This is a genomic window from Marinobacter pelagius (assembly GCF_003315345.1).
GTDB lineage: Bacteria > Pseudomonadota > Gammaproteobacteria > Pseudomonadales > Oleiphilaceae > Marinobacter > Marinobacter pelagius_A.
In genome coordinates, this window is record NZ_QNRO01000014.1 from 40,537 (window position 1) to 56,394 (window position 15,858).

Annotated in this window: 17 protein-coding genes; 6 read left to right on the top strand and 11 right to left on the bottom strand. The window is 60.1% G+C overall.

Features of this window, described 5'->3' with window-relative positions; translation table 11 throughout:
- The first annotated feature begins 2 nt into the window (after positions 1 to 2).
- Positions 3 to 1,973 (top strand): alkaline phosphatase D family protein, encoded by a 1,971-nt coding sequence (locus tag DET50_RS12765; RefSeq protein WP_258546125.1) that lies wholly within the window; start codon positions 3 to 5, stop codon positions 1,971 to 1,973.
- On the opposite strand, the gene DET50_RS12770 is transcribed toward DET50_RS12765, so the two are convergent.
- From DET50_RS12770 to DET50_RS12780, 3 genes are all read right to left on the bottom strand, one after another.
- Positions 1,974 to 3,332, bottom strand: a complete 1,359-nt coding sequence (locus DET50_RS12770; protein WP_113863228.1) for a TrpB-like pyridoxal phosphate-dependent enzyme — start codon at positions 3,330 to 3,332, stop codon at positions 1,974 to 1,976.
- A 77-nt stretch (positions 3,333 to 3,409) separates the two neighbouring features.
- Entirely contained in the window at positions 3,410 to 4,141 is a 732-nt protein-coding gene (locus DET50_RS12775) for an LrgB family protein (RefSeq protein ID WP_113863229.1), read from the bottom strand.
- Entirely contained in the window at positions 4,134 to 4,514 is a 381-nt protein-coding gene (locus tag DET50_RS12780) for a CidA/LrgA family protein (protein ID WP_113863230.1), read from the bottom strand. Before DET50_RS12780 ends, DET50_RS12775 begins: the two co-directional genes overlap by 8 nt.
- Before the next feature lie 140 nt (positions 4,515 to 4,654).
- On the opposite strand from DET50_RS12780, the gene DET50_RS12785 reads away from it, so the two are divergent.
- Positions 4,655 to 6,100 (top strand): WS/DGAT/MGAT family O-acyltransferase, encoded by a 1,446-nt coding sequence (locus DET50_RS12785; protein WP_113863231.1) that lies wholly within the window; start codon positions 4,655 to 4,657, stop codon positions 6,098 to 6,100.
- 12 nt (positions 6,101 to 6,112) lie between these two features.
- Here the strand turns inward: DET50_RS12785 and DET50_RS12790 are convergent, their stop codons facing one another.
- Entirely contained in the window at positions 6,113 to 6,742 is a 630-nt protein-coding gene (locus DET50_RS12790) for a TetR family transcriptional regulator (RefSeq protein WP_113863289.1), read from the bottom strand.
- Positions 6,743 to 6,940: 198 nt separating this feature from the next.
- Here DET50_RS12790 and DET50_RS12795 point away from each other — a divergent pair, with 198 nt between their 5' ends.
- Both DET50_RS12795 and DET50_RS12800 read left to right on the top strand, forming a co-directional pair.
- Positions 6,941 to 8,047 carry a ferredoxin reductase gene (locus tag DET50_RS12795; protein ID WP_113863232.1) on the top strand — a complete coding sequence of 369 codons (1,107 nt, stop codon included), beginning with the start codon at positions 6,941 to 6,943 and terminating at the stop codon, positions 8,045 to 8,047.
- A gap of 60 nt (positions 8,048 to 8,107) precedes the next feature.
- Positions 8,108 to 9,199, top strand: a complete 1,092-nt coding sequence (locus tag DET50_RS12800) for a fatty acid desaturase family protein (protein WP_113863233.1) — start codon at positions 8,108 to 8,110, stop codon at positions 9,197 to 9,199.
- Here the strand turns inward: DET50_RS12800 and DET50_RS12805 are convergent.
- Genes DET50_RS12805 through DET50_RS12815 form a run of 3 tightly spaced genes read right to left on the bottom strand, consistent with a single transcriptional unit; the run spans position 9,187 to position 10,283 of the window.
- On the bottom strand, positions 9,187 to 9,624 hold the full coding sequence (locus DET50_RS12805; protein WP_092001912.1) for an RrF2 family transcriptional regulator: 438 nt from the start codon (positions 9,622 to 9,624) through the stop codon (positions 9,187 to 9,189). The two genes, DET50_RS12800 and DET50_RS12805, sit on opposite strands and share 13 nt — an antisense overlap.
- Positions 9,625 to 9,651: 27 nt before the next feature.
- On the bottom strand, positions 9,652 to 10,020 hold the full coding sequence (locus tag DET50_RS12810) for a YbaN family protein (protein WP_113863234.1): 369 nt from the start codon (positions 10,018 to 10,020) through the stop codon (positions 9,652 to 9,654).
- 47 nt (positions 10,021 to 10,067) lie between these two features.
- A complete protein-coding gene (locus DET50_RS12815) occupies positions 10,068 to 10,283 on the bottom strand; it encodes a hypothetical protein (RefSeq protein WP_113863235.1) in 216 nt (71 codons plus the stop codon).
- A 166-nt stretch (positions 10,284 to 10,449) separates the two neighbouring features.
- Here DET50_RS12815 and DET50_RS12820 point away from each other — a divergent pair, with 166 nt between their 5' ends.
- Complete coding sequence (locus DET50_RS12820) at positions 10,450 to 10,935, top strand: hemerythrin domain-containing protein (RefSeq protein WP_258546126.1); 486 nt, start codon at positions 10,450 to 10,452, stop codon at positions 10,933 to 10,935.
- A 94-nt stretch (positions 10,936 to 11,029) separates the two neighbouring features.
- Positions 11,030 to 12,022, top strand: a complete 993-nt coding sequence (moaA, locus tag DET50_RS12825) for a GTP 3',8-cyclase MoaA (RefSeq protein WP_113863237.1) — start codon at positions 11,030 to 11,032, stop codon at positions 12,020 to 12,022.
- Positions 12,023 to 12,154: 132 nt separating this feature from the next.
- Here the strand turns inward: moaA and DET50_RS12830 are convergent, their stop codons facing one another.
- The 4 genes from DET50_RS12830 to DET50_RS12845 are packed head-to-tail and all read right to left on the bottom strand — an operon-like array spanning position 12,155 to position 15,770.
- Positions 12,155 to 12,730 (bottom strand): nitrous oxide reductase accessory protein NosL, encoded by a 576-nt coding sequence (locus DET50_RS12830; RefSeq protein WP_113863238.1) that lies wholly within the window; start codon positions 12,728 to 12,730, stop codon positions 12,155 to 12,157.
- A 15-nt stretch (positions 12,731 to 12,745) separates the two neighbouring features.
- A complete protein-coding gene (locus DET50_RS12835; protein ID WP_113863239.1) occupies positions 12,746 to 13,576 on the bottom strand; it encodes an ABC transporter permease in 831 nt (276 codons plus the stop codon).
- Positions 13,573 to 14,505, bottom strand: coding sequence for an ABC transporter ATP-binding protein (locus DET50_RS12840; RefSeq protein ID WP_113863240.1), 933 nt, complete (start codon positions 14,503 to 14,505; stop codon positions 13,573 to 13,575). Before DET50_RS12840 ends, DET50_RS12835 begins: the two co-directional genes overlap by 4 nt.
- Positions 14,505 to 15,770: a nitrous oxide reductase family maturation protein NosD gene (locus DET50_RS12845; RefSeq protein ID WP_113863241.1), complete on the bottom strand. Its 1,266-nt coding sequence runs from the start codon at positions 15,768 to 15,770 to the stop codon at positions 14,505 to 14,507. Before DET50_RS12845 ends, DET50_RS12840 begins: the two co-directional genes overlap by 1 nt.
- Positions 15,771 to 15,858 lie beyond the last annotated feature (88 nt).

The following is a 15,858-nucleotide window of genomic DNA, read 5'->3' on the forward strand; positions in this document are numbered from 1 at the left end:
CCGTGCAGGCAACTGAACAGACCACTCAGATCTCCGACACTCAAACCGATTTTCCGGCCAGCAACCGCTCCGCGGTGCTGGCCGGCCCTGTGCTTCGCCATGCCGGTCCGGACCGCATCGTCCTCTGGCTGGCAGTTCGGGAACCACTGAAGCTTTGCGTCAGGCTATCCGAGCGGGACCATCCAGCCAGAAGACTTCTCGACCGGGCCCTTCGTGACGCCGAAGTGACACGACTGCGCATCGGCACCCATGCCTGGCTGCACCTGGTCGATCTCCGCCTTGAGGACCCTTTGCCCAGGGATACCCGGCTGGAATATGACCTTGGCATCACCGCCACTGATGGTACCAGCTGGATCCGGGACTGGGCGCCGCACCTGTGCCCGGACAACCGGGAGCGCCCCGGCTTCGTTCTCAAGTCTCGCCTCGACCGCATCCTCCACGGGTCCTGCCGTCGCCCCCACCATCCCTCCGGAGATGGTCTGGTGCGGGTGGACGAGGAACTGCACAAGGCCCGACACCTCGAGGATGTCCCGGCACTGCTGCTGATGACCGGTGACCAGATCTACGCCGACGATGTCGCCGGCCCCATGCTCCATGCCATCCAATGCGTGATTCACCAGCTGGGGCTCTACCAGGAGGTTCTGGAAGGCGCATCGCTGAACCACAGCCGCGAGCTGACCTCCCTGGACAAGGCCTACTATCACCGGGACAAGCTGCTGCCGGAGTCCGAATTCAACGAGGATCTGACCGAGCGTTTCTTCGGTGGCGTGCGCAAGCCGGTGTTCACCACCGCCAACGCCGGCAACCACCTGATCTCCTTTGCCGAGGTGATGGCCATGTACCTGCTGGTCTGGTCACCCGAACCCTGGGCCATGGTGACACCCGCCGAACCGGTCAGTGATGAGGAGGAGCTGGCCCGCTATCGCCGGGAGCAGGAAGCGATTGACCGGTTCCGGGAGGATCTTCCCCGGGCTTCCCGGGCCCTGGCTAATGTGCCGGTTTACATGATCTTTGATGACCACGACGTGACCGACGACTGGAACCTGTCGGCGCTCTGGGAAGCCACAGCCTACGAACACCCATTCTCCCGCCGGATTATCGGCAATGCCCTGCTTGGTTACCTGTTGTGCCAGGGCTGGGGCAACCAACCCGACAGCTTCACGGACCTGTTGGGTCAGTGCCAGAACCTGCTGGCACCACAGAAAGATCACCACGAGCTGGACAAGACCATTCAGGACGAACTGATCGACCAGTTATTCCATTTCCATCAGTGGCATTACAGCCTGGCCACCAGCCCGAAACTGGTGGTCCTGGACACCCGCACCCACCGCTGGCGCAGCGAAATCCGCCGCAGTCATCCATCCGGCCTGATGGACTGGGAGTCCCTGACCGACTTCCAGCAGGAGGTGATGGGCGAGGACGCGGTGATCGTGGTATCACCGGCGCCCATGTTCGGTGTGAAGCTGATCGAGATGATCCAGCGGCTGTTCACCTGGTTCGGCAAACCACTGCTGGTGGATGCGGAAAACTGGATGGCGCACCGGGGCGCGGCGAGCGTGATGCTGAACATTTTCGGACACCCCCGCACCCCGAAGCATTTCGTGATCCTGTCCGGCGATGTGCACTACTCCTTCGCCTACGACATCCGGCTGAAACACAAGCGCAACAGCCCCGAGATCTGGCAGATTACGAGCAGTGGCATCAAGAACGAGTTTCCCAACCACCTGCTGGAATGGCTGGACCGGCTGAATCGTTGGTTGTTCGCGCCCTGGTCACCCCTGAACTGGTTCACCAAGCGCCGGCGCATGCGGATTCGTCCGAGACTGCCGGAAGGACGGGAAGCCGGGGAGCGGTTATGGAACCATGCCGGTATTGGTGATGTCCGGCTGGATGAGGAAGGCGCGCCCTCCGCCATCCGGCAACTCAATACCGGGGGCGGAGGGACGGTGTTTCACCGTGGCCGGGAGGAATGATCAGCCCGAGACAGACGGCAGGCCGGACAGGGCCATGGCCAGCTCCTGCTCGTCGTATTCATAATCCTCAAGCTGACCCTCGAAGTACGCGGTGTAAGCTGCCATATCGAAATGGCCGTGGCCACAGAGGTTGAACAGGATGACCTCGTCCTTGCCTTCCCGCTTGCAGCGCAGGGCTTCCTCAATGGCACCCTTGACCGCGTGGTTGGCCTCCGGGGCCGGCACGATGCCCTCGTTGCGGGCAAACAGCACGCCGGCTTCGAAGCACTCCCGCTGGGTGTAGGACACCGCATCGAACAGGCCCAGCTCCTTCGCGTGGGACACCATCGGCGCCATGCCGTGGTAGCGCAGACCACCGGCGTGGAAACCGGGGGGTGTAAAGTCGGAACCCAGGGTGTGCATCTTGGTGAGCGGCGTCATGTGAGCGGTATCGCCGTAGTCGTAGGCGTACTTGCCCCGGGTCAGTGTCGGACAGGCCGAGGGCTCAACCGCGACAATCCGCGATTTCTCGCCCCCGCGCAGGGCATGTCCCATGAACGGGAAGGCAATGCCGGCAAAATTGGAGCCGCCGCCGGTGCAACCCACAATCACGTCCGGCCAGCAGTCGGCCATTTCCATTTGTTGCATCGCTTCCAGGCCAATCACGCTCTGGTGCAGCAGCACATGGTTCAGTACCGAGCCCAGGGCGTACTTGGTATTCGGGTCCTGGACCGCCAGCTCCACCGCCTCGGAAATGGCGATGCCCAGGCTGCCGGTGTGGTCCGGCTTATCGGCCAGCACCTTGCGACCGAACTCGGTCAGCTCGGAGGGTGACGGCACGCATTTGGCACCATAGGTTTCCATCACCGCACGGCGGTAGGGCTTCTGGTTATAGGACACCCGGACCTGGAACACGGTGACGTCGATGTCGAACAGGGAGCCGGCGAAGGAAAGCGAGGTACCCCACTGCCCCGCCCCGGTCTCGGTGGTCAGGGTGCGGATGCCTGCCTGCTGGTTGTAGAACGCCTGGGGGATGGCGGTATTGGGCTTGTGGCTGCCAGCCGGGCTGACGCCCTCGTACTTGTAGAAAATCTTCGCCGGCGTGCCCAGGGCCTTCTCCAGACGATGCGCTCGATACAGCGGTGCCGGGCGCCAGAGCCGATAGACGTCGCGAACCGGCTCGGGAATCTCGATCTCCCGCTCGGTGGACACCTCCTGCTGGATCAGCTCCATGGGGAACAGGGGTTCCAGGTCAGCCGGACCCACCGGCTGCTTGGTGGCCGGGTGCAGCACCGCCGGCAGCGGTTCCGGGAAATCCGCTTGCAGGTTGTACCAGTACTTCGGCATCTGGCTTTCGTCGAGAAGAAACTTGGTTTGCATGTGCGATAGGACCTCAGCTTGTTGTCACGTGTCTTGGAATGTCTGACCGTTTGTTATTCTGAACTATGGAATTTGCCTTAAAAAAGCGCTTGCATCCAGTCTACCAGCCAGGGCACAAGAACGGCGGTTGCAAATGCAGACAGTGCCATGGCCAGCCCAGAGAAGGCGCCCATCTGGTTGCTGACCTGGAACGCCCGGGCCGTCCCGATCCCGTGGGCCGCCACGCCCATGGCGATGCCCTTGGCGGTATCATCCTTCACCCGGATCCATTCGAACAGCTTGGTGCCAAGCACCGCACCGGTGATTCCGGTGATCACCACCAGCACGGCGGTCAGTGACGGCAGGCCGCCGATTTTCTCGGAGATGCCCATGGCCACCGGCGCCGTGGCCGATTTCGGTGCCAGGGACATCTGGATCTCGAAGGAGCCGCCGAAGATCCGCGCCAGCCAGATCGAGCTGCCAGCGGCAATGACGACACCACACAACAGCGAGATGGTGACCGGCATCCACAGTTGCCTCAGCCGCGAGAACTGCTGGTACAGCGGTACCGCCAGCGCCACCGTGGCCGGACCGAGCAGGAAGTGCACGAACTGGCCACCTTCGAAATAGTCGTTGTAGGAGGTGTCGGTCAACAGCAGCAGGCCGATGAGCATGGCGACGGACGTCACCACCGGGTTGGCCAGTGGATTGGAGTTGGTGCGCAGGTACAGCCGGTAGGCCAGACCATAGGCCACCAGGGTGATGGTCAGTCCCAGCAGTGGCGAGGCCGAGAGGTAGACCCAGATGTCCTTCAGCCCGGGATCATTCATGGTCCTGCCCCTCTTTTGCCGACGAAACCACCAGCCAACGGGTGGTCAGCTGCATCACCAGGGCCGTGGCCACCATGGTGATGATGGTGCTGAGCAACAGCGCCAGGGTAATGGGCAGCCACTCGTCGGCAATCCGGCTGAAGTGCGCCATCATGCCTACGCCCGCCGGTACAAACAGCAGGGACAGATGGCTGAGCAGGCCGGTGGAGGCGGTTTCCACCGATTCCGGCGTGCTGCCGCGAATCCAAAGGGTGATGAACAGCATCACCATACCCAGCACCGGCCCGGGAATGGGCACCCCCAGCAATCGCACGGTGACCTCTCCGACCAGCTGGTACACCAGCAGCAGGGTAATGCCATTGAGAAACTGCATGAAACTCTCCCCGGACGAAATGAAAAAAATCTCTCTGAACAGGGAGCTTTATAGCACCCTGAATCGTGAACACGGTCCATTATCAGTATACTTTCTACCTACAACTAAAAATCCCTTACTTTGGTGGAGTACGACAAGGAATGAAACGTCTGGGAACACTGGATGCCTCATGGCTGGCCGTGGAATCTGAGGACACCCCGATGCACGTGGGTACCCTGCAGATCTTCTCACTGCCGGAGGGCGCTCCCGAGACCTTCCTGCGGGATATGGTCACCCGCATGAAAGAAGCTGGCGACATCGCCTCACCCTGGGGCTACAAGCTTGCCTGGTCCGGCTTTCTCCGTCGGCTGGTTGCCCCCTACTGGGTGGAAGACAGGAAGATCGACCTGGATTACCACGTACGGCACTCGGCGCTGCCACGGCCCGGGGGCGAACGGGAACTGGGCATCCTGGTGTCCCGACTGCACTCCAACCCGCTGGATTTCTCCCGGCCGCTGTGGGAATGCCACGTGATCGAGGGCCTGGAGAACAACCGGTTTGCCCTCTATACCAAGATGCACCATTCGATGATCGACGGCATAAGCGGTGTGCGCCTCATGCAGCGGGTGCTGACCACCGATCCGGACCGCCGCGATATGCTTCCGCCCTGGTCGGTCAAACCTCAGCGCCGCAGAGGCAGCAAGACCGACAAGGAAGCCACCATTCCCGCCGCCGTCTCCCAGGCCATGGATGCCCTGAAACTGCAGGCGGACATGGCACCGAGGCTCTGGCAGGCCGGCAACCGGCTAGTGCACTCGGTACGCCATCCCGAAGACGGCCTGACCGCGCCCTTTACCGGCCCGGTCTCGATCCTCAATCACCGGGTGACGCCCCAGCGCCGCTTCGCCACCCAGCATTACCAGCTGGAACGGCTCAAGGCCCTGGCACACGCCTCCGGCGGTTCCCTGAACGACATCGTGCTGTACCTGTGCGGAACGGCGCTGCGCCGGTTCCTGGTGGAGCAGAACCAGCTGCCGGACATCCCGCTCACCGCGGGCATCCCCGTAAACATCCGGCCGTCGGATGACGAGGGCACCGGCACCCAGATCAGCTTCATGATTGCCTCCCTGGCAACCGACGAGCCCGATCCGCTGACCCGGCTGCAGGACATCAAGACCTCGACCCGCCGTGCCAAGGAGCATCTGCAGAAACTGCCCCGCAGTGCCCTGACCCAGTACACGATGATGCTGATGTCGCCATATATCCTGCAGTTGATGTCCGGGCTGGGCGGGCGCATGCGGCCGGTGTTCAACGTCACCATCTCCAATGTGCCGGGCCCGCAGCAGACCCTCTACTATGAGGGCGCAAGGCTTGAGGCCATGTACCCGGTGTCACTGATCGCCCATGGCGGGGCGCTGAACATTACCTGCCTGAGCTATGCCGGATCGCTGAACTTCGGATATACCGGCTGCCGGGATACCCTGCCCAGCATGCAGAAACTGGCGGTATATACTGGTGAAGCGCTGGAAGAGATCGAGGATCTGATCCTGCCGCCAAAGCCGAAAACCACCGGCCGGCGGAAGAAAGCGGCGACGGCCAGCAAGTAAGGCGTGAGCGGGTCAGGCGCCGTCACTTTGCCAGTGGCCGGCGCCGACAAAGATCATCTGCAGGAAGCGGCTCGTCCGCTTCCGGATCTGACCGACCTGGTAGTCGTCGTCCGGAGAGACGCTGAGCAGGTCCGTCAGGCTGAAGGCAACGGTACGCACCACCAGGTCACAGGTCAGATCCAGATCTGCATCGCTCAGATGATCCATCAACCTTAGCCGGCGCAGGTCATTGGCCAGCTCACTGGCAAAGAAGCGCATTTCACTGCGGATGCCTTCCTGCACCGCCCTGCTCTCCCCCGCAAGTCCCTGGGCCATGAACATGAAAAAGTTCCGGTTGGTCTGGGCGTGGGCCACGAAAATAGCCACCGACTCCTCGATCAGCTTGTCCGACTGGAGCACATTGGCGCGGGCCTCCCGCATCATGCGGCGCAACACCAGCCCCAGCTCATCCACCAGCTGCAGCCCCAGATCGTCCATATTCCGGAAATGGCGGTAGAACGAGGTGGGCACCACGCCCGCCTGACGAGTCACTTCCCGGATGCCGAGACTGGCAAAGTGCCGGCCCTTGCCCACCAGGGCCAGCGCCGCGCCCATCAGTTTTTCCCGGGTTTCACCGGGTTTTCGTCGTTGTCGTTCTGCCATGTCCTGCCGCTTCATCTGATCTTCGTGTTCACGAGTGTACACATTTGACCCGAAGAAAGTCGCCCGCACTTGTCATTCTGCGCCAACTCATCAACCCGGATTGTCTCCGCAAACATCGGTGTGTACAGTCGTACACATTAGTGAACAAGTGTACACATACAGACAGATGGGTACCGATGATCCATGGAGAGCACCACCATGTTAGCGAGATTGACACAGAGCAAGACCATGCATTGGCTGGGCCGACAGCTGTCGAACCAGGACAATCCGGAATCCTGGCTGGACCCGGTATTGGCCAAGATCAATCCCATGTGGGTACAGGCGTACACACCGGCAAGAGTCGAGCAGGTAATCCAAGAAACAACTGACACCCTGACCTTCCTGATTCGACCAGCACGTCGCTGGACCGGCTTTCGGGCGGGACAGCATGTGAACATCTGTACCGAGATCGACGGCATTCGTCGTAATCGCACCTTCAGCCTGTCCAGCTCTCCCCTGCTCTGGGAAAGCCAGGGCCTGGTAACCCTGACCATCAAGCGCCTGCCCGGGGGACTGGTTACCAACTGGCTCCATGATCAGGTCGAGCCCGGCCAGGTGATTGGTCTGGGTGAGGCCTTTGGTGAATTCCTGATCCCCGAGCCCGCTCAACCGGTCCTGTTCATTGCCGGCGGCAGCGGTATCACCCCGGTAGTCAGTCAGCTGGAAACCATGGCTGCACAGGATTACCCGGCGCCCGTCACGCTGCTGTATTTCGTGCGCACCCATCGGGATGTCATCGCGGGGGAGAAACTCCGGGCGCTGGCGTCCCGTCATTCAGCACTGACGGTGCAGGTGATCGCCACCAATGAAAGCGAGGAACCCCGGTTTCTCAGGGGCGGGGATCTCGATGAGATAGCCGACCTGAAGAGTCGGGAGGTGTACCTGTGCGGCCCCAAGGGTTTGATGGACCTGGCCGGTGACCTGCTGCACCAGCGCGGAGTCACCGACGACCGGATCCACAGTACCTTCTTTGCTCCCCCTGCACCGGCGCGACTGGAAGGCGACGAGCTTGGCGGCGAGGTGACGTTTGCACAAAGTGATGTGCAGGTGGGCTCCGAGGGCGATGCCAACCTGCTGGAGATCGCCGAAGCCGCCGGCCTGAAGCCGCAATACGGCTGTCGCATGGGCATTTGCCACCAGTGCAGCTGCCGCAAGACCAGCGGCACCGTGATCAACCGGTTGACCGGCCAGGTTTCCGGCCCCGGCGAGGAAAACGTCCAGCTTTGCATTTCCGTGCCCCGGGGGCCGGTCTCTGTCGACGTTTAATCCCAGTTATCTGAATCAACGCAGCCTTTACCTTCTTTGAACGGCTGCAAGGAGTTTGCCATGAAAAAACTGAACGAGACCCAACTGCAGGAACTGGAACAGGACCTCAATGCCATCCGAGACGAGGTACTGGCAGATCTGGGCGAGCGCGATGCCCGGTACATTCGCCGCGTCATCCGCCTGCACCGGACCCTGGAAATCGGCGGTCGGGTGATGATGCCCTTCGGTTTCATTCCGCCAGTCTTTGTGGCCGCAACCGCGTCACTGGGGGTTGCCAAGATCCTGGAGAATATGGAGATCGGCCACAATGTCATGCACGGCCAGTATGACTGGATGAATGACCCGAACCTGCATTCGCAGACTTACGAGTGGGACACGGCCTGCACCGCCGAGTCCTGGCGCCGGACCCACAACTACGAGCACCACACCTACACCAATGTCATCGGCAAGGACCGGGATTACGGTTACGCGGTGCTGCGCCTGAGCGACGAGGACGAGTGGAAACCCTGGCACAGCCTCCAGTTCATCAACTACATCCTGCTGAGCGTGCTGTTCCAGTGGGGCGTGGGCCTGCACGAGCTGGAAAGTGAGAAACTGCGTCGTCGTGAGATTCGCTGGCGGGACAAGTTACCGTTCCTGAAGGACTTTGCCCGCAAGGGCGGTCGGCAGGCGTTCAAGGATTACGTGTTCTTTCCGTTGCTGACCCTGCCGGTTGCACCGATCGTGCTGGCCGGTAACATCGGAGCCAACCTGATCCGCAACCTGTGGTCATCCACGGTAATTTTCTGCGGCCACTTCACCCAGGATGCGGAAACCTTCTCCGAGGCAGAGTGCGAGGGTGAAAACAAGGGTCACTGGTACCTGCGTCAACTTACCGGTTCCTCGAACTTCACCGGCGGGCGCTGGCTGCATATCCTGAGCGGGCACCTGAGCTACCAGATCGAGCACCACGTGTTCCCGGACCTGCCGGCTCACCGTTACCCGGAGATTTCCGAGAAGGTGCAGGCGGTCTGTCGCAAACACGACATTCCATACAATACCGGCAGCTTCGCCAGGCAGTATGGCACCGTGCTTAACCGGATCTTCCGCTACTCCCTGCCGGACCGGGTTCGCACCCGGCTGGAAGGCGGAAGCGCCCCTCAGGCGATCTGAAGCAGGCGCAGCAACTGTGGCCGGTGTTGATCCTGGATCACATCGGCCAGGGTGTACTGGTCCAGCACCTCGAGGAAGGCCTTGAGCGCTTCGTTGAACATGGACTTGAGACCACACACCGGCGTGATCTTGCAGGCATTCTTCGACGAGAAACACTCGACAATGCTCAGGTCCTGCTCGGTCTCCCGGACCAGAATCCCCACATTGATGTCCTCCGGCGCCATGTGCAGACGCATGCCACCCTTCTTGCCACGAATGGTCTCGATATAGCCTTTCTTGTTGAGCTGGTGCACCACCTTCATCAGGTGGTTCTTGGATATGTCATAGCTGTCGGCAATTTCCTGGATGGTTGCCAGACGATCACCCTGCGCCGACAGGTAAATCAGCACGCGGAGTGAATAATCCGTATAACGGGTGATGTGCATTCAGTGCTCCAGTTTTCAAGATTTCGTTCAACAGGACGGTCGCGTCAGCAGATAGCAGGCCGTGGCAGCCAAACAGACACCCACGATACCCAATACCATCAGGGAAGCTCCCATCAGCAATAACATGGCCCAGCTCAACGCCATCATGCTGCAGGCCAGAACCTTGGCACTGACCGGCACCGCCCGACGGAGGCGCCAGTTATCAATAGCCGGTCCGAACCGGGGGTGAGCATCCAGCCACTGGGCAAAGGCCGGTGACCCCTTGCTGGCAAAAAACGCAGCCAACAGGACAAAGGGAGTCGTCGGCAGCAGTGGCAGAACCACCCCCACCACCGCCAGGCCTGCAGAGATATACGCCAGAATCCTAAATCCGGTTTTCCCGGAAGGCTCGCCCATGACGGGGCCCCCGCTATGATTCATAACTGCATCTATTCTACCTGCATTCAATGGACGGGTCTCCCCAAGCGGCTCAGGAATACCAGGCGCGCCACATAGGCGACCTTGATACCCACCGCGAACAACAGGGTGCCAACGTGAGCCAGGATCTGGATAGCCATCGGGAAATAACGGGCCAGAGGATAAGCCACCAGTACCGTCAGCAGCAGTCCGAGAAATGACCAGGCCATAGCGCTGTTCGCTCTGAATAACAGCTTTTCCATTTGAAACCTCCAGAATACATCTTTAATATGTATTCTATAGACTTCTTTTAAGAAGTTTCAACCCTTGTCCCGAATGGTGATCCCACCGGGGTCCCGGAAACAGACAGAAGTTCCTGATTTTCACCCAAAAAGATTCACCTTATTTAAATGTAAAGGGAGAAATGCCATGACACCTCAAACCTGGGTTGAAGAAGCCACCGAAGAGGAACTGATCGAGCACATCCTGAACCGCTACCACGACACCCACCGGGACCAGTTACCGGAAATGATCCGTCTGGCCCAGCGCGTGGAGCGGGTTCACAGTGGCCACCCCGATTGCCCGACCGGTCTGAGCGCCCACCTTGAGGCCATGCAGGCCGAACTGGAAAACCACATGGCCAAGGAAGAGCAGATCCTGTTCCCGATGATTGTTCGGGGCATCTCGGGCATGGCGCGCGGCCCCATTTCGGTGATGCGCTCCGAGCACGACGAGCATGCCGCCGCCCTCGCCCGGCTGGACGAGCTGACCAATCAACTGCAACTGCCGGAGGGTGCCTGCAATACCTGGCGCAGGCTCTATGAAGAAATCGGGCAGTTCCGGCAGGATCTGAAGGACCACATCGACACGGAAAACAACGTGCTTTTTGCCCGCATCGACGGGCTGTCCGCCTAGGCTTACCTCCCGAGGGGTATCGGAATAGTTGATCCAATCTGCAATACTTGGTCTATACTCAGATCAAAAAACAAGCGGTAACAGGATCAACCCGATGCCCCAGAGCAAACTGACAGACCGTTTTGGCCGCACCGTCAACTACGTGCGCCTGTCCGTCACTGACCGGTGTGACTTCCGCTGTGTCTACTGCATGGCCGAGGACATGACGTTCCTCCCACGCCAGCAGGTACTGACCCTGGAAGAAATCGCCCGCGTAGCGCGCAACTTTGTTTCGCTGGGGACTGAAAAAATCCGCCTCACCGGCGGCGAACCCATGGTTCGCAAGGATATTCTGGAGCTGGTGAAGGAAATCGGCACCTACGGCCTCCGGGACTTTGCCATGACCACCAATGGCAGCCAGCTGACCACCATGGCCGAGCCCCTTCGCAAGGCCGGCATGCACCGGCTGAATATCAGCCTCGATTCCCTCGATGCCGAAAAATTCCAAAACATCACGCGCACCGGCAAGCTCAGCCAGGTTCTGGACGGCATTGATGCCGCGCGCGAAGCCGGGTTCCGGGGCATCAAGCTCAACACCGTGGTGATGAAAGGCCGCAATGACGAAGAGATTCCGGAACTGATCGAATTTGCTCGCAAGAAGCAGGTGGATATCAGTTTCATCGAGGAAATGCCCCTGGGCGAAATTTCCGAGCACGACCGGGGTCTCGCCCTGTGTACCAGCGAAGAAGTCCGGGACATTATCCGGAATACCCACGAACTGGTCCCCGCCACCGAGGATTCCGGTGGTCCGGCCCGTTACTACCGGATGCCGGACAGCCCGATCAAGGTCGGGTTCATCTCCCCGCATTCCCACAACTTCTGCTCCACCTGCAACCGGGTTCGGGTGACCGTTGAAGGCCGGCTGTTGCTGTGCCTGGGCAATGAGCACTCGGTGGATCTGCGTCGCGTGCTGCGGGGTAACCCGGTGACCGACGACAAGCTGCGCGAGACCATCATCAATGCCATGGATCTGAAGCCGGAGCGTCACCACTTCTCGAGTAATGGGGATGTGCAAATTCTTCGGTTTATGAACATGACCGGCGGCTGAGCCGTCGACATAAAGAAGGGGTCAGATGAAGGCTTTCATCAGACCCCGGGTTCGCGGCAAATTCTGACTGGTAATACATGCCCCAGGGTACGACGGGGTCAGATGAAAGCTTTCATCTGACCCCATTTTCGTTCACATGGCGTGCTCTGACGTTTCTGACTCCATTTCGCCCATCTCATCCATTCCACTCATTTCCCCCATCGGCATCCCTGTGTTCAGATGCTCCATGGTGATCTCGCTGTATTTCAGAACTTCCCCACCGTGCTCCATCATGAAGCCATGGGCGGCATCATCGGTGGAGAATGAGGCAAGTGTGGGCCCCATGGCACCGGTGCGGTCTGAGCCAACCACGAAGAACGCATCCCGGGCATCGATCAGGGCGGCGTCGTCCGGGCTTTCCCACTCGGTCTGGGCCATGTCGTGGACATAGAGGGTGTGATCGCGATTCACATTCTCCGGCTGCAGCATCCAGGCGAACATATCCTTGGTAGAGCAGAACTTGCGGACGTGCTGGTCCTTCTCGCTGATGGCCTCACCCTTGGGGCCCGGGAAGTTGCCGATCACCATGCCGCAGACATGGCATTCATCGCCGCTTTCGAAGTGCACCGGGTCGGGTTTGGCCGTGGTCTGTTCCTCATTGCCTGAACAGGCAGTGAGGGTTATGGCGGCCAGAGCGGCGAGGAGCCAGTTCAGTTTGGTTCGGTTCATCAATGACAACTCCGTTCAGATACGACGATTTCGGAAAAGTAACAGGGCAGCCGCCAACGGGATGGCAAACCACAGCACCAGGCCAATCCAGAGACCGGCGGCACCGATGGGCAAATCGGTTCCAAGGCTCAGAACGCCGCTGAGCTGGCTTGTGTCTCCGAAGGCAACGATGTTCAGCAGACGATAGATGTCGGTCGGGTTGAGCATCAGCAACCAGGGCAACAACTCGGCGCTGAACTTGCCCTCGCTGGCGACGAGCGTGCCCAGCAGCATCAGATCGAAAATCAGCACAAAGAAGAACCAGATCGCCAGGGCCAGGCCGGCGGCAATCGGTTTCTCGCTGACGCGGACACTGATCACATAGGCCAGCGCGATGAAGCCCCAACCAAGCAATACGGTGGAGGCGATAAAGCGGAACATTGCGATGGCCAGGTTGGTGATCGCGACATCCTCCACCAACAGCGCAATGGCGATTCCAGCCACACCGAAACCGATCAGCGTTGCCAGGGCCAGGGTCAGGCCATGGCCGAGAAACTTGCCAAGCAGCAATTGGCTGCGACTGAGCGGGTAGGTCATCAGCAACAACAGGGTGCCGCCCTCCTCTTCCCCGACGATCGCGTCGTAGGCCAGCAACAGCGCGATCAGGGGAATCAGGAAGATCCCCAGACTGGCCAGGCTGGCGATGGTGGCCGGCGTGGACGCGTAACCGACCTGGCCGGAAGCGGCAGCGCCGAACCAGGCAATCCCCAGGGCCAGGGTGGCAAACACCAGGGAAATGGCCATCAGCCAGCGGTTGCGCAGGCTGTCACTCAGCTCCTTACGGGCAATGGTCCAGATACTGTTCATCGGCTTCCTCCCCGGTGGGCCAGGCCACCCGAACCGATGAAGTGCACATAGATATCCTCAAGGCTGGGCTGATGGATGCTGACATCCGCCACCTCACCCGATGCCATAACTGTTTGCAGCAAGGCCATTTTCTCCCTCGGTTGCACATCCACACGCAGCCGCCCGTTACCGGTCTTGATCATCAGGCCGCTGGCAGTTGCAGCGCTGTCGATCACCTTTTCGAGCGCGGTGATACTGTGGGCAGGATCCAGTGACAGGGTCACCGGCATGTTCGCCTGCCGTCTCAATGCCGCCAGATCCCCGGCAGCCTTGAGGGAGCCTTCGGTGAGAATGGCCGCGCGGTCGATGTATGGCTCAACTCCGGGCAGAACATGGGAGCAAAGGACAATGCCTGTGCCCTCGTCCCGCAGATCCCGCAGCAGCCGGTAGAGATCCGCCGTCGCCACCGGGTCCAGCCCCACGGTCGGTTCATCCAGCATCAGCAGCTTCGGCTTGCCCAGTAGCGCCTGGGCCAGCCCCAGGCGCTGGCGCATACCCTTCGAATAGGTCTTGGTACGGGCATCCATGGCATCGCCCAGCCCCACCTGCTCCAGCAGCTCTGGCACCTGGCGCAGGGAAGCGCCTTTGAGCCGGGCAAAGTGACTCAGGATCTCCCGACCGGTCAGCTGCGGGTAGAACATCACATTCTCCGGCAGGTACCCGATGTGCTGGGTCACCTGCGGATCGCCGGCGTGGCCGCCAAGTACTGAAACCGTACCCTGGGTCGGCTGCATCAGGCCCAGAATCAGTTTGATCGAGGTAGTCTTGCCCGCCCCGTTATGGCCGAACAACCCCAGGATCTCGCCCGGCTCCAGACGCAAGTCGATACCATGCAGTACCAGGCTCTTGTCGTACCGGTAACTCACATTCTCAAGACGAAAACAGCTCATCAGCTCTCCGGTTGAAGATCAGCGGGAAGTCGCATCAGTGGATGGGAATCGGCAACCCCGGCGGCTTTGACCACCGGAAACGCATCCTGCACCCAGCGCAGAGTATCCACCGCCGGGCTGAACATCAGAATCTTCGCCTCCGGATACTTCCACAGCAGCCGGTCCACATTGTCATTGGGCTCATAGGGCACATCCCCGATCCCATCCTGGTTACGGTCCCAGCCCAGGTAATCACTCCAGTAATTACCCTTGCCATCCCTCGACCACTCCTGGGTGCGAGTGGCCACGTACTTCACCTGGCGCTGGTTATTCACGAAAGCATTCCCGAACACCTTGTTATCCTCAGAGCCGGCAGTCAGATGAATTCCGATGTTGCTGTCGGCAAACAGATTGCCCTCAAAGGTGTTGTAAAGGGAGTTATAGATAAACACCGCCTTACCCTCGGCTCCGTCAATCGCCACACCACCCGTCCGCCCCTGGGATACCCCGGTAACCACATTCCCCCGCAGCTCCGACTGGGTAATGAAATTCATCAGAATCCCATAGTTCTCGTCATTCACCGACCGGTTGTTGAGCACCGTCAGCCGCTTGCTCTGCATCAGCGCATACCCGGTCCGGGTATTGCGGGTGACGTTGTTCTCCAGCAGATTGTCCATCGAGTACATGTAATGGATGCCGTAACGCAGATCCGACATTTCATTGCCCCGGATCGTATTGTTATTCGCCGTCTCGATATAAATCGCATCCCGCGTCTGACGAATGTCATTGTCCTCAATCAGAGCCCCGGTGGTATTGAATAGATGAATTCCATTACCCCGGTCATTCGGACGCATACTGGCATCGCCGCGAATGGTATTCTCGCGGACCGTCACATCCGGCGTCGCATCCAGCCAGACCCCGAACGCCGGCCCCTGCAACCGATTGTTCTCGATAACCGTGCCCCGCGCCTCCCGGGCCACAAAAATCCCTGCGTCCAGCTCGTTCAGATTGCTACCCCAGTTGCGCACCGAACATCCGGAAAACGTCACCTCCTCGGCAACGATATCCACAGCATTGCCCTGCCCGCCGCCATCAATAACGGTGTCAGGATGACAGGACACAGTCACGCCAGGCACCCGGATAGCCAGAGGCGAAACTTGCTCGGGGGGAAGCTCGAAAGACGCGCCCGGTTCAAGGGCATCAAGCTGTTCTTGCAGGCCCGCGTTCGCGGTCAGCGATAACAGGGCGACTGACAGGGCCACCCCATAACGCACAAATGGATACATCAAATTCTCTCGAAAAATGGTGTGCTCTCGGGCAGGCGCCCAAAGTGTGGCAATCCGAGAGGAGACTGCTTTCCAAAACTGTGCGGAG